This is a genomic window from Microvirga sp. HS2 (assembly GCF_055792805.1).
Genome location: NZ_JBVVAJ010000009.1, coordinates 34470 through 56368, shown reverse-complemented (window position 1 = coordinate 56368; position 21899 = coordinate 34470). Strand labels below are relative to the sequence as shown.

At 61.7% G+C, this 21899-nt stretch carries 18 protein-coding genes; 9 read left to right on the top strand and 9 right to left on the bottom strand.

The genetic code is table 11. The annotated features are described in order from the left end of the window. Nucleotides 1-100: 100 nt before the first annotated feature. The 3 genes from ACS5Q0_RS10510 (at nt 101) to ACS5Q0_RS10500 (ending at nt 2482) form a co-directional block, all read left to right on the top strand. Nucleotides 101-817, top strand: a complete 717-nt coding sequence (locus ACS5Q0_RS10510) for a GntR family transcriptional regulator (RefSeq protein WP_473126574.1) — start codon at nt 101-103, stop codon at nt 815-817. Nucleotides 818-864: 47 nt separating this feature from the next. Continuing rightward, on the top strand, nt 865-1395 hold the full coding sequence (locus ACS5Q0_RS10505) for a gamma carbonic anhydrase family protein (protein WP_473126573.1): 531 nt from the start codon (nt 865-867) through the stop codon (nt 1393-1395). 190 nt (nt 1396-1585) lie between these two features. Further along, nucleotides 1586-2482: an NAD(P)-dependent oxidoreductase gene (locus tag ACS5Q0_RS10500; RefSeq protein WP_473126572.1), complete on the top strand. Its 897-nt coding sequence runs from the start codon at nt 1586-1588 to the stop codon at nt 2480-2482. A 276-nt stretch (nt 2483-2758) separates the two neighbouring features. On the opposite strand, the gene ACS5Q0_RS10495 is transcribed toward ACS5Q0_RS10500, so the two are convergent. The 6 genes from ACS5Q0_RS10495 to ACS5Q0_RS10470 form a co-directional block, all read right to left on the bottom strand. Beyond that, nucleotides 2759-4159, bottom strand: a complete 1401-nt coding sequence (locus ACS5Q0_RS10495; protein ID WP_473126571.1) for a M20 family metallopeptidase — start codon at nt 4157-4159, stop codon at nt 2759-2761. Further along, on the bottom strand, nt 4156-5172 hold the full coding sequence (locus ACS5Q0_RS10490; RefSeq protein WP_473126570.1) for an ABC transporter ATP-binding protein: 1017 nt from the start codon (nt 5170-5172) through the stop codon (nt 4156-4158). The genes ACS5Q0_RS10495 and ACS5Q0_RS10490 overlap by 4 nt, the downstream gene beginning before the upstream one ends. Beyond that, entirely contained in the window at nt 5169-6143 is a 975-nt protein-coding gene (locus ACS5Q0_RS10485; RefSeq protein WP_473126569.1) for an ABC transporter ATP-binding protein, read from the bottom strand. The genes ACS5Q0_RS10490 and ACS5Q0_RS10485 overlap by 4 nt, the downstream gene beginning before the upstream one ends. 3 nt (nt 6144-6146) lie before the next feature. Next, the gene (locus ACS5Q0_RS10480) at nt 6147-7043 is read right to left on the bottom strand and encodes an ABC transporter permease (RefSeq protein ID WP_473126568.1); all 897 of its coding nucleotides are present in this window, start codon (nt 7041-7043) and stop codon (nt 6147-6149) included. Between the two features lies 1 nt (nt 7044). Next, on the bottom strand, nt 7045-7962 hold the full coding sequence (locus ACS5Q0_RS10475) for an ABC transporter permease (RefSeq protein ID WP_473126567.1): 918 nt from the start codon (nt 7960-7962) through the stop codon (nt 7045-7047). 167 nt (nt 7963-8129) lie between these two features. Continuing rightward, nucleotides 8130-9662, bottom strand: a complete 1533-nt coding sequence (locus ACS5Q0_RS10470; protein WP_473126566.1) for an ABC transporter substrate-binding protein — start codon at nt 9660-9662, stop codon at nt 8130-8132. Between the two features lie 173 nt (nt 9663-9835). Between ACS5Q0_RS10470 and ACS5Q0_RS10465 the strand changes: the two genes are divergently transcribed. Both ACS5Q0_RS10465 and ACS5Q0_RS10460 read left to right on the top strand, forming a co-directional pair. After that, on the top strand, nt 9836-10747 hold the full coding sequence (locus ACS5Q0_RS10465) for a LysR family transcriptional regulator (RefSeq protein WP_473126565.1): 912 nt from the start codon (nt 9836-9838) through the stop codon (nt 10745-10747). A 111-nt stretch (nt 10748-10858) separates the two neighbouring features. Beyond that, nucleotides 10859-12031, top strand: coding sequence for a M20 family metallopeptidase (locus tag ACS5Q0_RS10460; RefSeq protein WP_473126671.1), 1173 nt, complete (start codon nt 10859-10861; stop codon nt 12029-12031). 46 nt (nt 12032-12077) lie between these two features. Here the strand turns inward: ACS5Q0_RS10460 and ACS5Q0_RS10455 are convergent, their stop codons facing one another. From ACS5Q0_RS10455 to ACS5Q0_RS10445, 3 genes are all read right to left on the bottom strand, one after another. Further along, nucleotides 12078-13016, bottom strand: a complete 939-nt coding sequence (locus ACS5Q0_RS10455) for an ABC transporter substrate-binding protein (protein ID WP_473126564.1) — start codon at nt 13014-13016, stop codon at nt 12078-12080. Nucleotides 13017-13186: 170 nt separating this feature from the next. After that, on the bottom strand, nt 13187-14569 hold the full coding sequence (locus tag ACS5Q0_RS10450) for a sensor histidine kinase (protein WP_473126563.1): 1383 nt from the start codon (nt 14567-14569) through the stop codon (nt 13187-13189). Further along, a complete protein-coding gene (locus tag ACS5Q0_RS10445; RefSeq protein ID WP_473126562.1) occupies nt 14556-15233 on the bottom strand; it encodes a response regulator transcription factor in 678 nt (225 codons plus the stop codon). Before ACS5Q0_RS10445 ends, ACS5Q0_RS10450 begins: the two co-directional genes overlap by 14 nt. Nucleotides 15234-15342: 109 nt before the next feature. Here ACS5Q0_RS10445 and ACS5Q0_RS10440 point away from each other — a divergent pair, with 109 nt between their 5' ends. From ACS5Q0_RS10440 to fdnG, 4 genes are all read left to right on the top strand, one after another. Next, nucleotides 15343-16311 (top strand): Bug family tripartite tricarboxylate transporter substrate binding protein, encoded by a 969-nt coding sequence (locus ACS5Q0_RS10440; protein ID WP_473126561.1) that lies wholly within the window; start codon nt 15343-15345, stop codon nt 16309-16311. A 53-nt stretch (nt 16312-16364) separates the two neighbouring features. After that, nucleotides 16365-16832 (top strand): tripartite tricarboxylate transporter TctB family protein, encoded by a 468-nt coding sequence (locus ACS5Q0_RS10435; RefSeq protein WP_473126560.1) that lies wholly within the window; start codon nt 16365-16367, stop codon nt 16830-16832. 17 nt (nt 16833-16849) lie between these two features. Then, a complete protein-coding gene (locus tag ACS5Q0_RS10430) occupies nt 16850-18358 on the top strand; it encodes a tripartite tricarboxylate transporter permease (RefSeq protein WP_473126559.1) in 1509 nt (502 codons plus the stop codon). Between the two features lie 454 nt (nt 18359-18812). Then, entirely contained in the window at nt 18813-21896 is a 3084-nt protein-coding gene (fdnG, locus tag ACS5Q0_RS10425) for a formate dehydrogenase-N subunit alpha (protein WP_473126558.1), read from the top strand. The last annotated feature ends 3 nt before the right edge of the window (nt 21897-21899 follow it).

The following is a 21899-nucleotide window of genomic DNA, read 5'->3' as shown; positions in this document are numbered from 1 at the left end:
TCAAATGCAAGATATTTATTTTCGATATTTAGCCGTATATGGGATAAATGAATGCAATTTAGGGTCGGCCTGACAGTTTCAGATCTGACAACGGCCCCAGATGCAGGGCTATGCGCAAGGACGAGCCACCATGCTGCATGAGGAGGTTGTCTCCCGTGTCCGGCACATGCTGATCGAGGGTGAGATTCCACCCGGGGCGCGTGTGCCTGAGCGGGAGTTGTGTCTCGCCCTCGAGATCTCGCGGACGCCGTTGCGCGAGGCGCTGAAGGTCCTTGCGGCGGAAGGATATGTTGTTCTGCTGCCCAACCGGGGCGCGCGAGCGGCCAAGCTGACGCAGAAGGATCTCCAGGATCTGTTCGAGGTATGCGAGAGCTTGGAGGCGACGGCCGGAGAGCTCGCCTGCCAACGCATCACCGATGAAGAAGTCCGGCAGATTGCCGCCTGGCATGACGAAATGGTCGTCCACTACAGCAACAGGGATCTGCCGCAATATTATCGCTGCAATCGATTGATTCATGAGGCAATCGTCGATGCCGCCGACAATGCAGTACTGGGATCGCTTTACGAATCCGTAACATCGCGTATTCGCCGAGCGCGCTTCGTGGCTCCCATGCCTGCCAATCACTGGAAACTGGCCGTGCACGAACACGAGGCGATTTTGAACGCTCTACAGCGACGGGATGGACCGGGGCTTTCGCACATCCTTCGCCGACATTTGCATCACAAGCGTCAGGAAGTTGAACGCGCCGGCTTCATCGAGAGCGAGCAGCCGGACGAGACGGCACGCAGGCAGTCGCGACGGGCAGCCGCCAGCTAGAGAATACCGATGTTGCCAGCGTCGCGACAGGAAAGAGAGGGAGCAAGATGCCGATTTATGAACTGAATGGTGAAGGACCAGTTTTGCCCGACGCGGACCGATGCTGGATCGCTCCTGACGCTCATGTCATTGGACGAGTTCGTCTCGGGCAGGACGTCGGGGTTTGGTTCGGCGCCGTCATCCGGGCGGATAATGACACAATCATCATTGGTGATCGCACGAATATCCAGGAAGGAGCGATGCTGCACGTCGATGAAGGGTTCCCCATGACCATCGGCGAGGACGTCACCATCGGCCACCATGCCATCGTTCATGGCTGCACGATCGGGGCCAACTCTCTGATCGGCATGGGAGCGACCGTTCTGAACGGCGCGCGTATCGGAAGAAACTGTCTCGTCGGCGCGAATGCGCTGATCACCGAGGGCAAAGAGTTCCCCGACAACTCCCTCATTGTCGGTGCGCCGGCGAAAGCGGTACGAACTTTGGATGCCGAGGCAACGGAAAGGTTGCGGGCTTCGGCGATCGGATACGTGGCAAACTGGCGGCGTTTCGCAACAGGTTTAAAGCGGATCGACTGAGTGATCATCCACCGCTCTCCGCGTCCCGAGCAACCCGGACGGTCGAAGCAGAGCCTCGTCGGGCTGTCCTGATTCCCACATCTTGCAACCGGCACTGATACAAGACACGTTTGCAGCCTAGATTTAGAATCGAGCGCAGCTCTCCCTCGACGTAGATGCGCGCGGCGCCGATAGTGAAAGGAACGAGGAAGTGAGTCACGCCCCAGAAGTCAAGTCTCGCGTCGGCGTCATCGGTGTCGGGTTGATGGGACACGGCATCGCCCGCAATATTCAGCGGGCCGGCTGGCCTATTGCTTTTCTCGATCATCCCGGCAATCAGCCCGTCGATGATTTGCTCGGTGGCGGTGCCGTGTCCTTCGGCACCTGTTCCGATGTCGCGGCCAATTCCGACGTCATCATTATCTGTGTCACCGGCACTCCACAGGTCGAAGACGTTCTCTTCCGAGATGATGGGGTTCTTAGAGGGCTGCGCCCCGGATCCGTGATTATCGACTGCTCGACGGCAATCCCCGAATCCACCAAAAAGATCGCGGCGGCCGTCACGACCGCCGGAGGTCGCTTCCTCGACGCACCGATGACGAGAACACCGAAGGAAGCTGCAGAAGGGCGCCTGAACCTGATCGTCGGAGGTGACAGGGACCTGTTCGAGACGCTCCTTCCTCTCATGCGCAGTTATGCCGAGAATATCACCTATGCTGGCGCTGTCGGCGCAGGCCATACGCTCAAGCTCTTGCACAATTTTGTGTCGCTCGGCTTCTCGGCTGTTCTGGCCGAGGCGGCGGCCTGTTCCACGAAAGCAGGCGTCGACCCGGACGTGCTGGTCGAAGTTCTCGGAAAAGGGGGAGGGGCCGGGGTCGTGTTCGAGCGTCTCAAGCCATTCATTCTCGCGCATGACGCTTCCAGCTTCCGCTTCAGTATCGCCAATGCCCGGAAGGACATCGGCTATTACGTCGAGATGACCCGTGACGTGTCGGCTGAGAACGGCGCTGCCGCCGCCATCCTGCAGATCTATGACGGGGCGTACAATGCTGGGCACGAGCAAGCGGCCGTTCCTGAACTGATCACCGTTCTTTCAAGGAATACGTGATCGTCTCGCCCCTGCCTGTCTTCGAGGGTGCCTGCAGTTGAACGGGCCATGCCTCTAGAGCCGAATCTACGACGTGGAATCGGCTCTCCTGTTTGAAATGCCGCATTCTGCAGCGAACCGGATCCACCTCGCCGAAGACGGCTCTAATGGCGGATTTGCTCAGGCTGTCGGGGAGGCTTGCGGACGCGCGGATGCTCGCAGTCGGAGTGACGGTCGACGGGTCCAGCTGGCTCTGAATGGAGGAGAGGCCAGTGCGGCCGGCCTCTCCCTGTGTCCTTAGGCCTTCCGATCAAGCGGAGGCGTATCGCCCGTGCCGAGGTCCCAATACAACCCTGCCATCACGGCTAGCCCCTCGCGGGCAATCGCCACGGGCAGATGCTCGTTGGGCGCATGCTGTGAGCAGCCGGGATAGGAGTGCGGCACCCAGATCGTCCGCAGGTTCAAGATCTCGGAGAAGATGTCGTTCGGCAGAGATCCACCGAGATTGGGCAGGAGCGCAGGCTTCTTGCCGGTTGTCTTGGCAAGAGAGCTGAGCGCCCAGGTGACCCAAGGATCCTCGGGATCAAGGCGCGTCGCATGGAAGATCTCGTCGCGGCTCTTGGCCACTTGAACCATTGGGAAGCCATGGCGGTCGAGATGGCGGCGCAGGGCCGGCAGAACCTCATCCGGGTTGACGCCGACCACGAAACGCAGCTGGCAGCGTGCCCATGCGCTTGGCGGCACCGCATTGACCGGGGTTTCGGGAACGCCGGATTTCATGGCGAGCACATCGAACGAACACCAGCCGAAAACCTGCTCCGCAGGCGTCAGACCCGGCTCGCCCCAGTCCGGATCAATGGTGGGGCCATCGGGACCGCCATCCACTTCGCAATCGGCAAGCGCCCGGCGGACCGCTGCGGGAAGCTCCTTGGGAACCCATTCATGGATCCGGATCTGTCCCGTCGGGGAGGCGATGCTGGCGATGGCGTGCGCGAGCTGGATGGCAGGATCCGAGAGAAGGCCTCCCCAGTTGCCGGAATGGTGCCCGCCGTCGCGGGCGTTGATCGTCATGTCGAAGGTGACCCCGCCGCGCGAGCCGAGAAAGATCGTCGGCCGTTCCGCGTTCAGGCGCGGACCGTCGGAGGCGATGAGCATATCGGCCTTCAACAGATCCTTTTGCTCCTCGCATAGATCCCGCAGGCCGGGGGAGCCCATCTCCTCGCCCATCTCGATCAGATACTTGGCGTTGAAACCGAGTTTGCCGCGGGTTTCCAGCACGGCTTTGAGACCAGCGATGTTGATGACGTGTTGACCCTTGTTGTCGACCACGCCGCGGCCATACCAGCGATCGCCGACTTCCGTCAGGGCCCAGGGCGACAGACCCTCGTTCCAGTCCTTATCGAGACCGCGGATCACGTCGCCATGGCCATAACCGAGAACCGTCGGCAGGGAAGGATCCTCGATGCGCTCGGCATAAAGAAACGGCCCCTTCGCCCGGGGATGGTGGAGGGTCCTGCAATTGAAGCCGAGGCCCTCGAGCAGAGGGCGCATCTCCGTCTCGATATAGTCCGTGAGCGTATCGGCGCGTTCCGGGTTCTGGCTTTCCGTCGGCATAGCGACGAGGCGCGCCAAATCGGTCTTCAAGGCACCTGAGTCGAAATAGTCCTCAGCCTTTCTGATGGCTGTCTCGCGGGTCATCGGGCTGTTTCCCTTTTTTCAATGTGAGTGGCGAGGTTGCGGGTTGGCGGGGCGCCCGGTCCGGGATCATGGAGGTGACAGGCGACCGCATCCCGCTCGAACCGAACAAGGCGCGGCTCTGCGGTGCTGCATTGGGGCAGCCGCGCAGGGCAGCGGGGATGGAAGGAGCATCCGGATGGTGGGTTGAGGGGATCCGGGAACGCGAGGCCAAGCCCGGTTTCGGGGATTCCCTGGCCAGGATCGGGCGTTAGGACGGACGCGAGGAGAGCCTTGGTATAGGGATGACGCGGTGCTCTGAAGAGGGTTTCCGTTTCCGCCAGTTCGACGATACGGCCGAGATACATGACCGCTACGCGAGTCGCGATGTGCTCGACGACGGCGAGGTTGTGGCTGATGAACACGTAGGTCAGGCCGAGTTCCCTACGGAGGTCCATGAGAAGGTTGAGAATCTGCGATTGAACCGAAACGTCGAGGGCTGAAGTCGGCTCGTCGCAGACGACGAGTTCCGGGTTCATGACAAGCGCCCGCGCAATGGCAACGCGCTGACGCTGTCCGCCCGAAAGCTCGCGGGGATAGCGATCGGCGAAGCGCTGCGGAAGGCCGACCTTGTCGAGAATCTCCAACGCTCGCTTGCGCCGTTCTGCCGCGGTGCCGATGCCGTGGACTTCCAGCGGCAGGGCCACGATGGAGGCAATCGTACGGCGCGGATTGAGCGAGGAATAGGGATCCTGAAAGACAGGCTGAACGCGGCGTGCCATTCCCTTGCGGCCAAGCGAGCGGATATCCGTTCCGTCGAGAGTGATGCCTCCGCCGGTTGGGGGCAGCAATCCGAGCAGCATGCGGGCGAGCGTAGACTTGCCGCAGCCGGACTCGCCCACGATCCCGAGCACTTCGCCTTTGCGGATATCGAGGCTGATGCCGTTGACGGCATGCAGGGTCCGCGGAGCCTTGAACAGGCCTTGACCGACTTCGAAGGACCGGGTGAGGTCCCGAGCTTCAAGGAGCGCGGTCATGCTGCGTTCTCCAGGATGCAACGCCATTGATGACCGTCCGCCGCTTCGTTGAGGGGCGGCGCCACGGCGCAGATGTCACGGGCATGGCTGCAACGATCGCGGAAGCTGCAGCCGCGGATCTCCCCGACGAGAGACGGGACGACGCCCGGAATGACGCCGAGCTTCCCACCGCGAACCGTGCGGCCTGGTACGGGGATGCAATCGATCAGCCCTCTCGTATAGGGATGCTTCGGATTGGCGAAGAGGGAGGCCGTGGGGCCTTCCTCGACGATCTGTCCCGCATACATGACGGCCACCCGGTCGGCGATGCGCGCCACGATGCCAAGGTCATGGGTAATGAGCACCATCGCGATGCCGAGCTCGCGCTGCAGCTCGGCTAGGAGGTGCAGAATCTGCGCCTGGATCGTCACGTCGAGAGCCGTCGTCGGCTCGTCCGCGATCAGCAGGTCCGGCCCGCACATCAAGGCCATGGCGATCATGATGCGCTGCCGCAAGCCGCCGGAGAGCTGGTGGGGATACTGGCCGAGACGCTGTGCGGCTGACGCGATGCCCACCTTGCCGAGCAGATGAATGGCCCGTTCCCGCGCCTCCGCTTCGCTCGCGTTGCGATGCTGGCGGTAGGCTTCCACGAGCTGATTGCCGATCGTGTAGGCCGGGTTCAGCGCCGTCATCGGCTCCTGGAAAATCATCGCCATGCGGTTGCCTCGCAGGGCATTGATGCGCTTTCGGCTGGCCTTGCCGAGATCCTCGCCCGCGAAGGCAATGCGCCGAGCGCGGCGGGTGGCCGCTTTGGGCAGAAGATCCATGATGGCAAGCGACGTCATGGACTTGCCGCAGCCGGACTCACCCACGAGGCAGAGCGTCTCGCCGCGCTTCACGGAAAAGGAGATGTCGCGCACCGCGTGGAGAGCGCCTCGGGGTGTGGCGATGTCGACGCTCAGGCCGTCGACCTCAAGGATAACGTCACTCATCGCTCACGCCCGTCCTTCCGGCGAAATCACATCGCGCAGGCCGTCTCCGGCCAGGTTGATGGCGAAGATCAGCAGCGCCAGCGCTGATCCCGGAATGGCGATGAGCCAGAACGAGAAGAACATGTAAGCCTTCGCCTCGGCGATCATGAGGCCCCAGGAGGGCAGGGGAGGTTGCACCCCGAGGCCGAGGAAGGAGAGCGCGGCCTCGAGCAGGATCGCGCTCGCCGCCTCGAGCGTGGCGATGACGATGAGATGCGGCGCGATGTTGGGCAGAACCTCCCGAAGGATGATGCGCGTGGTCGAGGCTCCAGCCGCCTCGGCGGCGGCGACGTAGTCGAGAGAGCGGACCTGTTGGGTCGCGCTGCGCATCACCACGGCGAAACGGTCCCATTTGAGGAAGCCCAGCACCAGGATGACGATCCATAGGGAGCCGCCCACCATAGCCACGACGGCGAGCGCCACGAGGATCACCGGCATCGAAAGGCGGGTCGTCACGACGAAGGTCATCAGGAGGTCGATCTTGCCGCCGAAATAGCCGGCAGCCAGTCCCATCGCCGTGCCGATGATGCCGGAGATGAAAACGACGCTGACGCCGATCAGCAGGGAGATGCGCGCGCCGTAGAGTACGCGGGACAGGTAGTCGCGACCGAGCTGATCTGTGCCGAGCGGATGCAGCCAGGATCCCTTGGCGTACCAGACCGGCGGCACGTTGCGAAGCGCGAGGTTCTGCGCATAGGGATCATGCGGGGCGATCAGGGGCGCAAGCAGAGCGAGAGCCACAATGACGGCGAGAATGCCAACCCCGATGACGAAGGCCTTCTGGCCCAGGAAGCGGCGCACGAGCCGCATGCCGGGCGAGGGCTCCGCCACAGTAGGGATGGAGAGAGCGGTATCAGTCATGTCAGGCCACCCGGATGCGCGGATCGAGCCACGCGTTGGCAATGTCGGAGGCAAGCGTCAGGAGCACATAGAGAACCGAGAGCAGCAGGACGACGACCTGCATCACAGGGAAATCCTTGTAGGTGATGCTCTGATAGGCCAGGTAGCCGAGGCCATCGAGGGCAAAGATCGTCTCGATGACAACGGACCCGCCGAGCAGGAAGCCGAGCTGCACGGCTGTGAGCGCCACGACCGGAACGACGGCGTTGCGCAGAGCGTGCTTGAAGATGACCTTGTGGGCGGGGAGGCCCTTGGCGCGGGCTGTTCGGATGTAATCCGACGACAGAACCTCGATCATTCCGGCGCGGATGAGACGCATGAAGGCCGGGGCGACGTAATAGCCCAGAGCGATCGTGGGCATGATGAAATGAAGCCATGTGCCGGAGCCTGAGACGGGCAGCCACCGCAGCGTGATGGAGAAGATCATCACCAGAATCAGGGCGAAGAAAAAGTTCGGAAGGGCCTGACCAACAACGGCGATGGCCAGCGCCGTACGGTCGATCCAGCTGTTCGCATAGACGGCGGCCAGCACACCGAGGGGAATGGAGATCAGGAGCGCGAAGCCGAGCGACATGAAACCGAGAATGAGAGTCGTGGGCAGCTTGTCGAGAACGAGCTTGCTCACCTCTGTCTTGAAATAAAGAGAGGTGCCGAAATCGCCCCTGAGCGTCTGCCAGAGCCAATCGAAGTATTGCACGATCAGGGGCCGGTCGAGGCCATAGGTTTTGCGAATGATGTCGAGGTCGGCCTTCTGTGCGCCTTCGCCCGCGATCGCTATCGCGATATCGCCCGAAAGGCGCAGAAGAAAGAAGGCAATGGCCGAGACCGCCAGCGCGACCAGGAGCGCCAAGCCCAACCGTTTGAGAATATAGCCGATCACGGCGTTCTCCGTCTTGGCCCCGAAACGGGCCGATCTGCCTGTAAGACCGCAGCAGCGGCATTTGGGCTTACAGGCAGGCTGCTCAAGCCAAGGATCGCGGGCACGCCGGCTGTCATGACGGCGTGCCCTTGTTCCCGATGGCGGACTGCTCTGCCCGAGGCTTCAGCCTACTTCCAGCCCATTTCCCAGAAGCGAGGCATCTCATCCGGATAGGCTTTGAAGTTCAGATCCGCCGAGGTGACGTAATAGACCGGCAGCGAGTACAGCGGCACGGCATAGGCCTTGTCGGCAATGATCTTCAGCGCGCCCTTGTAGGCTTCCTTGCGGACATTCGGGTCGACCGAGGTGTCGCCTTTCGTCAGCAGGTCGCGCACCTGCGGATCGCGGGTGATGTCCTCAGACCGGAACGAGAAGTAGTTCGGCGTCGCGGCTGAGACGTCGTTGACCGAGAACGATCCCCAGGTCTGGTGCGTCAGCATCGCCCTGTTGCCGGCGACCATCTCGCGCATGGCCGCATATTGCAGGAAGCGCAGGTTGGTCTTGATGCCGACCGCCTGCAGATAGCCGATCAGGGCCTCCGTCTGATTGCGCTCGCGATAGGCCACGATGTCGAGCTCGAGGCCGTTGGGATAGCCGGCCTCGGCAAGAAGCTGCTTTGCCTTGGCAGGGTCGTACGGGTAGCGCGCGGCGCCTTCGTCCGTGCAGCCGAACTGGGTGGGGAAGCAGATGGTATTGATCACGCGCGAGCCCGCACCGACGATCGACTTCACCATGCTTTCACGGTCGATGGCGTGGATGATGGCCTTGCGCACGCGCTCGTCCTTCAGGGCCGGAGCCGGCGTGCCCTCGAGAGTGTTCATCTGCATGAACACGATGCGCATGGTCTCACCGGAGACGACCTGAAGGGTCGGGACGGTTTCCAGCTGCTCGGCCTGGTCCTTCGGCACGCTCATGATGAAGTCGAGGCCATTGGAGAGGACCTCCGCCATCTGGGTCTGACGGTCCGGGATGAACCGGATCTCGACCTTGGCGATCTTCGGCTGCGCTTTCGGCGAGTCCTTGAAGTAGTCGTTATTCTTCTCGAGCGTGATGGATTTTCCGGGGACGTAGTTCGTCACCTTGTAGGGACCTGTCCCGACGGGCTTCTCGTTCTGCCCCTTCGGTCCGACCTTCTCGTAATACTCGTTCGGGTGGATGACGACCGGGCCCGCGAGATATTCGATGGCGGCCGGGAAGACCTGCTTGGTCGTGACCCGGACCTTGTACTTGTCCAGCTTCTCGGCCTTCTCGATCCAGCTCACGTTGTTCTGCGTGACGACCTTATTCTCAGGCTTGGAGATGAAGTTAAGGGTGTAGACCACGTCGTCCGCGTCGAACTCCTCGCCATTGTGAAACTTCACGCCTTGGCGCAGATCGAACTCGATGGTGCGGTCATCGATCTGCCGCCAGGCGGTCGCGAGTTGGCCCTTGTACTCGTTTGTGTTGGGGTCGCGGTAGACGAGTGTGTCCCAGACATGCTGACCGATGATGACGCCAATGCGGACGTTGTTGAAGAAGGGGTCAACGCTTTCGGGAGCCTGATCGTAGGCAACGCGGACCGTGTTGTCGGTTTTGCCCGCGAGGGCTCCACCAGTCAGCGCACCGGACAATATTGCGGTCGATGCAAGGCTAAGGATGGCGAGTTTACGCAGTCTGCTCATGATCGGTCCTCTGGGGATATATCCGTTGTTTTATTTCTCTTTCGGCCGCCGCGAGCGAACAATCGATCAAGCGGACGGCTGAATCTTTCCGAAGCTGCCAAGAAAATGTCCTTGCTTCCATAAGAATGATTCGAAAGGATCGTTGCCGAAACGGCAATGAAGCAAGTGTTACGATGCAACAATCGGCCTTACGCTATTTTCTGGAAGTCGCGCGGTGTGGATCCATCAGCACCGCGGCCGAACGGCTGCGGGTCGCTGCATCGGCCGTCAGCCGTCAGATCGCGAAGCTTGAGGACGAATTTGGAGTGCCGCTCTTCGAAAGGCGTTCCCGGGGCATGGTCCTCACCCACGCCGGCCGTCTTTTGGCGTCCTATGCCCAGCGCGCCGCGCTCGAGAGCGATCAGATCCATCAGGAGATTCGGGAACTCAATAACCCGACCCGGGGCTTCATTCGTCTGGGCGTGACGGAAGGGCTCGCCGTGAGTTTCATTCCAGAAATCATCCACGCGTTCCGACTGGAGCGACCTCACGTCCTGTTCTCGCTCAAGGTCCTTTCGCCAACCGACGTGGTGAAGTGCGTTCAGGAAGGAGAAATTGATCTCGGCATCACTTTCTCACTGACGCCGGAGGGAAGGGTGAGGGTCCCATGGCAGCGAGCCGTTCCGGCTTATGCGCTGGCAAGCATCGACCATCCTCTGATCGGGCACGGACGCGTTTCCGTCGCGGAACTGTTCAAATATCCTATTGCGATCCTGGATAATTCGGCGACGGTCAGAAGAGTGCTCGATATTTTCTGCGCCACCAAGGGGGTCTCCCTTGAGCCCGTCGTCAATTCCACGAACATCGCCAGCCTGTTGACTCTGTGCAGACTCGGCGGCGCGATCACCTTTTCTGCCTATATCTCGATCCGGAGGGCGGTTCTGGATGGACAGGTCGCAATCGTGCCATTCGAGGAAGCCAGCTTCCTGGAGCGCAATCTGCAACTCCAGACGATGCTTGGCCGAGCCCTGCCGCAGACCACCGAGGATTTCATCGATTTTCTCGTCTCGGAGCTGGAGGCTCCTGGCGCGATGCACCCCGGGTGATCACGAGCGCACGCGAAATCCATTGCAATCAGCTCGGGGCGGGGCTCTATGAGAATCGGGCCACCGATCGTTGAGAACAACCGAACAGGAGAAGCTTGTTTGAACACGCCTATGGAAGCGCAGATTCTCGGCTGGCTGGCCGACCAACGGCAGGCAATGATCGATCAGCTGCAACTGCTTGTCGATACGGATAGCGGAAGCTACGATAAGGAAGGGGTCGATCGGGTCGGATCCCATCTTCGTGATTTTCTCGAAAAGGCTGGACTCTCCTGTGAGACGATCCCGAGCCAAACCTACGGGGATGGCATTCGCGTAACCCTCGGACGGTCCGACGAGCAGCACAGGCCGATTCTGCTGATGGGGCATCGCGATACTGTTTTCCCCAAGGGAGAAGCCCAGCGGCGTCCATTCCGCATTGAGGACGGGCGAGCCTACGGTCCTGGCGTCGCCGACATGAAGGCGGGGCTCGTGATGAACAGCTTTGTCCTTGCGGCCTTTGCACGTTTCGGCGCACCGGTGCCGCTCGTCGGACTCTATACGAGCGACGAGGAGATCGCATCCCCTTCATCACGGGCTCTCATCGAGCAGGAGGCGCGCCGCGCACGGGCCGTCTTCAACGCTGAGCCGGGCCGCCCGACCGGAAATGTCGTCACAGGCCGCAAGGGCGGGGTATTCATGCGAATGGAGATCCAGGGCGTTCCGGCGCATTCCGGCGTCAACTTCGAGCAAGGAATTAGTGCGATCGAGGAGCTTGCGCGCAAGGTGAGCGCCATCCACGCACTGACGGACCTCGCTCGTGGAGTGACCGTCAACGTAGGGCTCGTTTCGGGGGGTACGTCCGTCAATACGGTCGCGCCGAATGCACAGGCCGAAATCGACTTGCGCTATGTCGATCCGCTCGATCGGAATGTTCTTGTTGCCGAGATCGAGCGGATCGCCGCCACGAGCTTTGTCCTAGGCACATCTGCGCGGCTGCGGATCCTGGGCGAGTTCGTGCCCCTCAAAGCTACGGAAGTCTCGCGCCGTCTGTTCGAACTCTACGCCGATTGTGCGCGCCGAGTCGGGTTTCAAGTCGAAGGGGAGTTTACCGGCGGATGCGCCGACTCGGGATTTGCAGCCGCGATGGGAGCTCCGACCCTCTGTGCGACAGGTCCCTGTGGGGGGAAAGTTCACAGTCCCGATGAGTTCCTTGAGGTCGAGACGATGGTTCCACGGGCCCAAGCTCTTGCTCTCTCGATCCTCGCTCTGGATGCGGCCGAACTCCCAAGGTCTCAGGATCTCTGACATGGGGCACGCCGGCGTCACTACACTGTAACGACGGCGCGGGTCTCTATTGGCCCGCCATTTCGATGAGAGAGCGGCTCCAATCGGCGATGAATCGCCTGCGCCGCTCGTCGTCCTGGATGGCGAGGAGCGCGGGGCTGATCGCAATCGGCCGCGCGACGCCCGTTTCAACAATGGACGATGCACCCTCCATGTCGGACGGGGCCTGGCCGTCGAACCCGAAGAAAAACGCCTTCTGCTGCGCGACGGTTTGGCCCCGCGCCGACAGGAGATAGTTCACGAACCGCGCCCCTGCGTCGGGATGCGCGGCTTGAGCTGAAACCATCACCCCACGGCTGAGCACAAGAGTATAGTCGGCCGGCATGACGATCCTGAGGCTGGATCCGGTGCGAGCCCTGGCATAGGCGTATGACGCGAGCATGTTGTAGCCGATGAGGATCCGTCCCGCCTCGAGCTCATCGAGGATTTCGCTCGTGCAGCAGCGCACCACCGTTTGAGCGCGTCCGAGACTTTCCAGAAGGCGGCCATAGGTGGTCGTCGTCTGTTGGGAATCGTTGAAGGCGAGAAGGTAACCGATACCTGACTGGCGAATGTCGTAGGTCCCCACGCGGCCACGATAGGCGTCGGGCTTCAGGCGGAGCAGGTCGGCCAGTTCCAGATGCGTTCTCGGGACGTCTTCGGCCGGAACCTTCTCGCGATTGTACACGAAGACGACCGGCTCGAACGTGAACCCGAACACGCTGCTCCGCCAGTTCGCCCAACGCGGCACCGTCGCCGTCTCGGGTGAATAGACGCTGCGGGCACAGCCGTCATTGGCGAGCTTGACCAGCTGGTCGACGGACGATGACAGCAGGACGTCTCCCAGAGACCTGCCTTCCCGGCACGCGCGGGCGGCAGCCAAGTAGAGATCGTTCGTGACATATTCGAGGAATTCGACCCGCATGTTGGGAAACAGGGACTGAAAGTCCCGGATCAGCGGCTCCATGGCCGAGTGATCGGTCGCAGCGTGAATCGAAATGACATCAAACTCAGGTTGCGGTGCCGGAAACGTCAGCGCTTCTTCGGCATGTGCGGTGCTGACGACAAAGAGAAGTGCGGCGGCATAAAGCAGATGAAGCCGTGGCAGGACCGGTCGGAAGGTGCTTAATCGATGTCTCATTGACTCTGCCCGTTCGTGCTTGTCAGGCGCATGATGACGGTAAATCCATCGGCGTTCCGATCCCGGAATTTCAGGCTGCCTCCGTGGGCCGCCAGCACATCCGCGGCTATCGACAGCCCAAGCCCGGACCCGCCGGGAGATGACGCCCCGAACCGCTCGACGACATGAGGCCAGATCTCCGGAGGAATTCCGGGCCCGTCGTCCTGCACCTCGATCTCCACCGTTCCCTGCTGCTCGCGCAGATGCACGGTGAGCCGTGTTGGTGCGCCGTGCCGGATTGCATTGTCAATGATGTTCTTGACGGCCTCCTTGAGGCTGATTGCATCACCTTGCACCGCAATGGGCGCCGGCGGCAATTCCAGCGTGGTCAACACGTCACGATCGAGTGTATCCGGCACCGCTTCGCGGATCGCGCGGCGGACGACCTCAATGATATCGACCCTCTCGAATGGCACCGCCCCGGCACGATGGTTGACCATGGCGTGGCTGAGAAGCTGATTGGCCAGTCGGGAGAGTTGATCAACACGTTCCTGAACACGCGCGAGGTGCTGGAGCGCTTGCGGCTCCACCACATGACGCGACAGAAGCTGAATCTGGGCCTTGAGAGCGGTAAGAGGCGTGCGGATCTGGTGGGCGGCATCGGCGATGAACTGCTGCATCAGGTCCATTCGTGTCTTCAGCCGTGCGATGAACTCGTTGGTGGCGGAAACGAAGGGGCGCAGCTCGCGGGGAGTACTGATGGCGACCGGCGTGACATCGTGTGGATCGCGATCGCGCAACGCGGCACCGACACGTCTGATGGGCCTGAGGGCATACCGGATTGCAAAGACAGTCCCGCCGATCGCGAGGGCACTCATGGCGAGAATGAGCGCGACGGCCCGCAGGGTCAGTTCACGGGCGAGCGCCACCCTTGCTTCTGTGGTCTGCGCCACGACGACGTCGACACGGCCGCGGATGGCGGGATCGGAGAAGATCCGGGCCGTCTTCGCGATGCGGATCGCTACGCCCTTGTAGCGACCATCCTGTACGACCGGAAGGTCGAGGGCAGATGCGTCGACCTCCGGTGTCGGAAGATCGTCATAGCCGGTCAACGTCCGCCCGTTGGGGCCGACGATCTTGTAAAAGATGCGGTCGCGCTCCGAGAGCGCCAGCAGCTCGAACGCGGACATCGGCAATTCGATCCCAAGTGCTCCGCTCTGCACGTTCAGGGCTTCCGCCATCTGGTAGGCTGCTCCGACCAGCAGCCTGTCATAGGCTTCGTTTGCGGCTGCGCGGGCATAGTACCATGCCGCGGTCGTCAGGGCGGCGGCGCCGATCGCCAGGACCATCGAGATCAGAACGATCAGGCGGGCGAAGAGTGATGCTTCACGGGGCGCCATCGGGAACCATCTGGTATCCGAAGCCCCGAACGGTCACGATCTGGGCCGTCGCGCCTTGTAGCTTCTTGCGAAGGCGGCCGACATAAAGCTCGACGGCATTGAAGGAAGGAGCCTCATCGTCAAACCCGAAAACCTGGTCCAGCAGATCCTCCTTGCTGAAGACCCGGCCGGGCCGGGAGCAAAGAATTTCCAGCAAGGTGACTTCCCGGCGGGTCAGGTGCACCTCGCGTTGCCCGACCCGCACGGTCCGGGCTGACCGGTCGATGCAGATGTCTCCGCATTCGAGGATATTCGTGGCTTCGCCTTGGCGGCGGCGCAGCAAGGCCCGTGCGCGGGCTTCGAGTTCGCGAAAGTCGAAGGGCTTCACGAGATAGTCGTCGGCACCGATGTCGAGCGCGCTCACCCGGTCCTCGACCTCGGATCGCGCCGTGAGCATCAGGACCGGGATGGTGCTGCCGGACGCACGGAGCCGTTGCAGGATCGTAAACCCGCTCCGGCCCGGCAGCATGACGTCCAGGATGACCAGGTCGTACATTGTTTCGTTCAGTGTCGAGGCTGCGGCCTCGCCGTTCGTCTCCCAGTCCACGACGTGACCGATCCGGGCGAAATGCTCAACGATCGCCTCTCCGACGTCACGCGTGTCCTCAACCAGAAAGATGCGCATGCCTTCCGTCACTCTCGATGACAGGTGAATGACAGGTTTCCGCCCTACCGTATCCACCAAGCTCGGCACAGACAGAGCGAAACGTTCAAATTTGTAAAGGGATGAAACGATGAAGAGGCTCGTTTTTCGGGCGGCCGTGCTCGGCGCCGCGATGGTTGTGGCAGGTGGCGCACTGGCCGCTCCGGACAAGACGGAGTGCTTGGCGGGGGCCAAGCCGGGCGGTGGCTTTGACGTCACGTGCCGGCTTGCTGCCAACGCGCTTCTGGCCGCCAAGCTGATCGATAAGCCCATGGCCGTGACCTACATGGAAGGCGGCGTCGGCGCCGTCGCTTACAATCACGTCGTCGGCAAGCGTTCTAGCGACCCCGGCCTGATCACGGCGGCGTCGACAGGATCCGCTCTGCTGCTCGCGCAGGGCAAGTTCGGCCAGTACGACGAGAGCGCGGTCCGGTGGCTCGGAGCCCTCGGAGCCGATTACGGCGTCATCGTCGTGGCCGCGAATTCTCCGCACAAGACCCTGAAGGACCTGGTCGATGCCTATGGCAAGGCTCCCAATGATTTTGCCATCGGCGGCGGCGGAGCCGTCGGCAGCCAAGATTGGATGAAGGCTGCGATCATCGCCAAGGGCGCCGGCCAGGATCCCAAGAAGATCCGCTATGTCGCGCTCGAGGGCGGCGGCGCCGTGCTGACCTCCCTGGAGGGCGGCCACATCAAGATCGGCGCCGGCGAGGCATCCGAAATGGCGAAGCACCACCAGGCCGGAAAGGTGCGCATCCTCGCAGTCATGGCGCCCGAGCGCCTGTCCGGCGATCTCAAGGACGTGCCCACCGCCAAGGAGCAGGGATTCGATTTCGACTGGGTCGTGTGGCGCGGCTATTACGTCGGAGCCAAGATTTCGGACGCCGACTACAAGTCCTGGGTCGATACCTTCCAGAAGCTCGCCAAGACGCCCGAGTTCGAGAAGGAGCGCGAGGCGCGTGGCCTGTTCCCCTATACGGTGATCGGTGCGGATTTCGACAAGGTCGTCAAGGACGACGTGAAGAAGTTCAAGACCCTGGCCGCTGAAGCCGGTCTCTGATCTGGAAGCACTGCGGCCCGGAGAACGGGCCGCTTTTTATATCGGAACAACTCATGACCACCTCAACCGGACCTCGCGGGACGGTGAGGAGCGATCGCGTGGGCGCAATCGTCCTCCTCGCTCTTGCCATCCTGTATGGGCTCGATGCGAGCCGTATTTCATACTCGTTCTCCTCGGACCCGCTTGGACCGAGGGTGTTCCCGCTGATCCTCGCAGGTGTGCTCGCACTCCTCTCACTGATCTATCTGCTTCGCCCGGGGGGATCGGAGCCGTGGCCGCAGGGGCGGCTGCTTGCGAAATCGATTGCCATCCCCGGGCTTGTGCTGGTCGCCACGCTTGTGATGGAGCCCCTCGGCTTTGCCATCGGGATGACCCTGCTGGTGACAGGAGTCGGCCGGATCTTCGGCGCGTCATGGCGCTTTGCGCTGATCGGAGGGCTCGCGCAGGCGGCGTTCTGGTTCGTGATCTTCCGGTACTTGCTCGAAGTCTATCTGCCGGGCGGAAGCCTCTTCGGCCTTTAAGGTGAGGGATCAGGAACATGGACTTCAGTTATCTCTGGACCGGCTTCTCCGTCGCGCTCAGTCCTCTTAATCTTCTGATCGGCTTCGCAGGTTGCTTCCTGGGCACCATTATCGGCGCCCTCCCGGCGATCGGCCCGATCAACGGCATCGCATTGCTTCTGCCCATTGCCTATACGATGGGTTTGCCGGCTGAGAGCACAATGATTCTTCTGGCGGGAATCTATTCGGGCGCAGAATACGGCGGGCGCATCTCGTCGATCCTCCTGAATGTGCCCGGCGATGCCGGTGCGGTGATGACGGCCCTCGATGGAAACCCACTCGCCCGGCAGGGACGGGCGGGCGAGGCGCTGATGATCAGCGGCTTGTCCTCCTTCGTCGGCGGCATCCTCGGCGTCATGGGTCTGACGTTCTTCGCGCCGCTCCTGAGCAGCCTCGCGATCGGCTTTGGCCCTGCCGAGTACTTCGTTCTCATGATCTTTGCCTTTGCAACGTTGGGATCGATGGTCGGCAGCCAGCCCGTCAAAACCCTCATCGGCTGCGTCATCGGCCTGATGCTCGCCACTGTCGGCCTGGATGCCACGTCGGGCGCTTATCGGTTCACATTCAATGAGCCGGAGCTCGGCGACGGCATCGAGTTCGTCGTGCTCGTGATCGGGTTGTTCTCGATCTCCGAGGCGATGCTCATGTTGGAGCATCAGGCGGGGGGCGGCACCGTCATCAAGATCGCCGGACGTACATTCGCACGCTGGGCCGACATCGTCCGATGCACGGGCGCCACCATCCGCGGGTCCCTGATCGGCTTCGTCGTGGGGGTTCTGCCGGGGACCGGTGCTTCGGTGGCCAGCGCCGTCTCGTACACGACGGAGAAGCGGATATCCGATCGCGAGGGCACCTTCGGTAAAGGTGACGTGAGAGGGCTCGCCTCTCCGGAGGCCGCCAACAATGCCTGTGCTGCGGGTGCATTCGTTCCCATGCTGACATTGGGCGTTCCAGGCAGCGGCACGACGGCGGTCATGCTGGGTGCCCTCATGCTCTACAATATCCAGCCGGGGCCGCAGCTTTTCGCGGAACATCCCGAACTGATCGGAGGCCTGATTGCCTCGCTCTACGTGGGCAATGTCCTGCTGCTGCTCCTGAACCTGCCTCTGGTCGGAATCTTTTCGCGGTTGCTGACGCTGCCGAACTGGATCCTGGTGCCTGGCATTCTGGTTCTCTCCATCGTCGGCGTCTACTCGACCCATGCGAGTGCGTTGTCGGTCCTCTTGATGCTCGGCATCGGGGTGATCGGCTGGCTTCTGCGCAAGCTCGGATTCGATATGGCACCGATCATCCTCGGCTTCGTCCTTGGCCGTGTGATGGAGGTCAATCTGCGTAACGCCTTGGCCATCAGTGGCGGGGATCTCTCCATCCTTTTCGAGAGCAAGATTTCGATCGTGTTGTGGATCATGGCTCTGGCTGTTGCGTTTCTTCCATATCTTCTTTCGCGGCGCTCGAAACGGGCAAAGCCGGCACCGCAGTTCTCGTGATGAAGACGAGGGCCCGGCCGAGGTTCTGCTTGGCCGGGCATTGATCCCATGTGAGAGGGCGCAGCACACCGGGCGGGATCGCCCCAATGCCTGCCCTCCGCCTGAATAGGAAACTATATAACACATGGGGTTGGGCGGACCCGGACCGCGCCGGCAAGTCCCGCAGACACGCTCGATCGAAGCGCCGAGCGGTATGATCTGTCGCGGTCCGCACGGCGCGAACGGCACCTCCGACGAATTGCCAAGCGCCGACGCTCCAACGCTGTCCGTAGCGCTTTTGCGAGGGCTTGGATCGGCTTTCGGTGTTCACTTGCTGATCCGTGAGGCACTGCCGCAAGTAGCCCGCGCGTCGACCTGTTCCGCGCCTGCTACAGTTTGACACTGGAAGTGTTCAAAACTACCCTAGATCTTCAAAGAGAAGTTGCTGCAGTGCAAAACCATAGGGAGGGTTACCATGAATATGGAACTCTCACGACGCGGCTTCCTGAAAGCTGCCGGCGTGGGTGTTGCCGGAACCACGATGGGAGCCTTTGGGTTCGCAGATCTTGAGGCGGCGCAGGCCGCGGCTATCAGGCCCTTCAAGCTGACGAACACGATGGAAACACGCAATACCTGTCCGTATTGCTCCGTGGCCTGCGGCATCATCATGTATTCCAAGGGAGACCTTCGGAAGGGCGAGGCGGCTGATATTGTCCACATCGAGGGTGATGCGGATCATCCGACGAACCGCGGAACGCTCTGCCCGAAGGGCGCGGCCTTGAAGGACTTCGTGAAGTCCGAGACCCGTCTGAAATACCCCATGATCCGCAAGCCCGGTTCGGATAAATTCGAACGGGTTTCGTGGGATCAGGCGCTCGATCGCATTGCAAGGCTGTTGAAAGACGATCGTGATGCCAACTTCATCGCCACGAATTCCGGAGGCGTTCCCGTCAATCGCTGGACCACGGTCGGCTTCCTGGCCGCTTCAGCCAGCACGAATGAAACCGCATGGCTGACCTATAAGGTCGTCCGCAGCACAGGAATCGTCGCATTCGATAATCAGGCGCGCGTTTGACACGGCCCCACGGTGTCCAGTCTGGGCCCAACTTTCGGTCGTGGCGCGATGACCAATTCTTGGACGGATATCCGGAATACGGATCTCGTCGTCATCATGGGCGGCAATGCCGCCGAAGCGCATCCGTGCGGATTCAAATGGGTCACGGAGGCGAAGGCTAATCGCGGCGCCAAGCTCATCGTCGTCGATCCGCGCTTCACGCGCTCGGCATCCGTCGCCGATTTTTATGCTCCCATCCGGCAGGGCACCGACATCGCGTTCCTGCTCGGGGTGATCAATTACTGCATCCAGAACGAGAAGGTGCAGTGGGACTACGTGAAGGCCTTCACCAACGCGTCCTATGTGGTGAAGGAGGGCTTTGCCTATAACGACGGCCTGTTCACGGGCTACGACGAAAACAAACGTGATTACGACCGCTCGACCTGGGAATACGAGATTGGTCCGGACGGATTTGCGGTGGTCGACGACACGCTGCAGAACCCGCGCTGCGTCTGGAATCTGCTCAAGGCCCATGTCGCGACCTATACACCGGAGATGGTCGAACGCATCTGCGGAACGCCCAAGGACAAGTTCCTGAAGGTAGCGCAGATGGTCTCGGAGTGCTCGTCTCCGACGAAGACCATGACGTCTATGTATGCGCTCGGCTGGACACAGCATTCGAAAGGTTCGCAGAACATTCGCGCCATGGCGATGCTGCAGCTCATCCTGGGCAATATCGGGGTGCGCGGCGGCGGCATGAACGCCCTGCGCGGGCATTCGAACATTCAGGGCCTCACCGATATCGGCCTGATGTCGAACCTGATTCCAGGTTATCTCAACATTCCGGTGGAGAGAGAAGCCGACTTGACGACCTACATGTCGAGCCGTGCGTTCAAACCGCTGCGACCGAACCAGACCAGCTATTGGCAGAACTACAAGAAGTTCTTCGTCAGCTTCCAGAAGGTGATGTGGGGCGATGCGGCGACGCCGCAGAACGACTTCGCCTATCAGTACCTGCCCAAGCTCGACGTGCCGGCCTATGATGTGCTGCGCTATTTCGAGATGATGCATCAAGGCCAGGTGAATGGCTATTTCTGCCAGGGCTTCAACCCGCTCCTGGCCTTCCCGAACCGTCAGAAGATCACGGAATCCCTGTCGAAGCTGAAATGGCTCGTGACCATGGATCCCCTGGAGACCGAAACGTCCCGGTTCTGGGAGAACCATGGCGAGTACAACAACGTGAACTCCGCCTCCATCCAGACGGAGGTGATTCAGCTTCCGGCGACCTGCTTTGCGGAAGATGAGGGCGCGCTCGTCAATTCGGGCCGTTGGCTGCAATGGCACTGGGCAGGCGGCAGCCCTCCCGGCGAGGCGAAGCACGACACGTGGATCATGGCGCAGATCTTTCGTCGACTGCGCGCGCTCTATGAAAAAGAGGGCGGGGCCTTCCCGGATCCGATCCTGAACCTGACCTGGAACTACCGGGATCCGAACGAGCCCTCGCCGGAGGAACTCGCCAAAGAGCTCAACGGCTACGCGGTCGAGACGCTCAACGATCCGGCCGATCCCACGAAGGTGGTGCTTGAGAAGGGCAAGCAGATCGTCAACTTCTCGGTCCTGCGCGATGATGGAACGACCGCCTGTGGCTGCTGGATCTATTCCGGTTGCTTCAACGAGGCCGGCAACAATATGGCGCGCCGGGACAACACCGATCCGGACGATACGGGCGCCTATCCCAACTGGTCGTTCTCGTGGCCGCTCAACCGGCGCATCCTCTACAACCGCGCCTCTGCGGACCTGCAGGGTAATCCGTGGGATCCGTCTCGCAAGCTGATCGCGTGGGACGGGACGAAATGGTCAGGCTACGACGTTCCGGACATCGCTCCCAACGCCAAGCCCGACGTGGTCGGCCCCTTCATCATGAACCAGGAGGGCGTGTCGCGCCTCTTTGCCCGTGGCCTCATGCGGGAAGGGCCTTTCCCGGTGCATTACGAGCCGTTCGAGGCGCCGATCGCCAACGTGATCGCGCCGAAGATCCGGGGCAATCCGGTGGCGCGTATCTTCCAGAGCGATGTGAAGCAGTTCGCCACCTCGGAGGAGTTCCCCTATGCGGCGACCTCCTACAGGCTGACGGAGCATTTCCATTACTGGACGAAGCACAACCGCGTGAACGCAACGCTTCAGCCGGAATTCTTCGTGGAGATCTCGGAGCAGCTCGCGGCGGAGAAGGGCATCGCCCACGGCTCCTGGGTGCGGGTGTGGTCCAAGCGCGGCGAGGTCAAGGCGAAAGCCGTCGTGACGAAACGCATCAAGCCTCTCATCTGCGACGGCAAGCCGGTCCATGTGGTCGGCATTCCGCTGCATTGGGGCTTCACCGGCCAGGCACGGAAGGGCTGGGGGCCGAACTCTCTCACGCCGTTCGTGGGCGACGCCAATATCGAAACGCCTGAATACAAGGCGTTCCTCGTCAACATCGAGCCCACGACGGCCCCGGCGACGGTCTGAGGA

Excerpts from the sequence above, each read along its gene's own strand:
- ACS5Q0_RS10510 (WP_473126574.1), top strand. The coding sequence starts at position 101 with ATGCAGGGCTATGCGCAAGGACGAGCCACCATGCTGCATGAGGAGGTT.
- ACS5Q0_RS10505 (WP_473126573.1), top strand. The coding sequence starts at position 865 with ATGCCGATTTATGAACTGAATGGTGAAGGACCAGTTTTGCCCGACGCG.
- ACS5Q0_RS10495 (WP_473126571.1), bottom strand. The coding sequence starts at position 4,159 with ATGACCCGCGAGACAGCCATCAGAAAGGCTGAGGACTATTTCGACTCA.
- ACS5Q0_RS10490 (WP_473126570.1), bottom strand. The coding sequence starts at position 5,172 with ATGACCGCGCTCCTTGAAGCTCGGGACCTCACCCGGTCCTTCGAAGTC.
- ACS5Q0_RS10485 (WP_473126569.1), bottom strand. The coding sequence starts at position 6,143 with ATGAGTGACGTTATCCTTGAGGTCGACGGCCTGAGCGTCGACATCGCC.
- ACS5Q0_RS10480 (WP_473126568.1), bottom strand. The coding sequence starts at position 7,043 with ATGACTGATACCGCTCTCTCCATCCCTACTGTGGCGGAGCCCTCGCCC.
- ACS5Q0_RS10470 (WP_473126566.1), bottom strand. The coding sequence starts at position 9,662 with ATGAGCAGACTGCGTAAACTCGCCATCCTTAGCCTTGCATCGACCGCA.
- ACS5Q0_RS10465 (WP_473126565.1), top strand. The coding sequence starts at position 9,836 with ATGCAACAATCGGCCTTACGCTATTTTCTGGAAGTCGCGCGGTGTGGA.
- ACS5Q0_RS10460 (WP_473126671.1), top strand. The coding sequence starts at position 10,859 with ATGGAAGCGCAGATTCTCGGCTGGCTGGCCGACCAACGGCAGGCAATG.
- ACS5Q0_RS10455 (WP_473126564.1), bottom strand. The coding sequence starts at position 13,016 with ATGGAGCCGCTGATCCGGGACTTTCAGTCCCTGTTTCCCAACATGCGG.
- ACS5Q0_RS10450 (WP_473126563.1), bottom strand. The coding sequence starts at position 14,569 with ATGGCGCCCCGTGAAGCATCACTCTTCGCCCGCCTGATCGTTCTGATC.
- ACS5Q0_RS10445 (WP_473126562.1), bottom strand. The coding sequence starts at position 15,233 with ATGCGCATCTTTCTGGTTGAGGACACGCGTGACGTCGGAGAGGCGATC.
- ACS5Q0_RS10440 (WP_473126561.1), top strand. The coding sequence starts at position 15,343 with ATGAAGAGGCTCGTTTTTCGGGCGGCCGTGCTCGGCGCCGCGATGGTT.
- ACS5Q0_RS10435 (WP_473126560.1), top strand. The coding sequence starts at position 16,365 with ATGACCACCTCAACCGGACCTCGCGGGACGGTGAGGAGCGATCGCGTG.
- ACS5Q0_RS10430 (WP_473126559.1), top strand. The coding sequence starts at position 16,850 with ATGGACTTCAGTTATCTCTGGACCGGCTTCTCCGTCGCGCTCAGTCCT.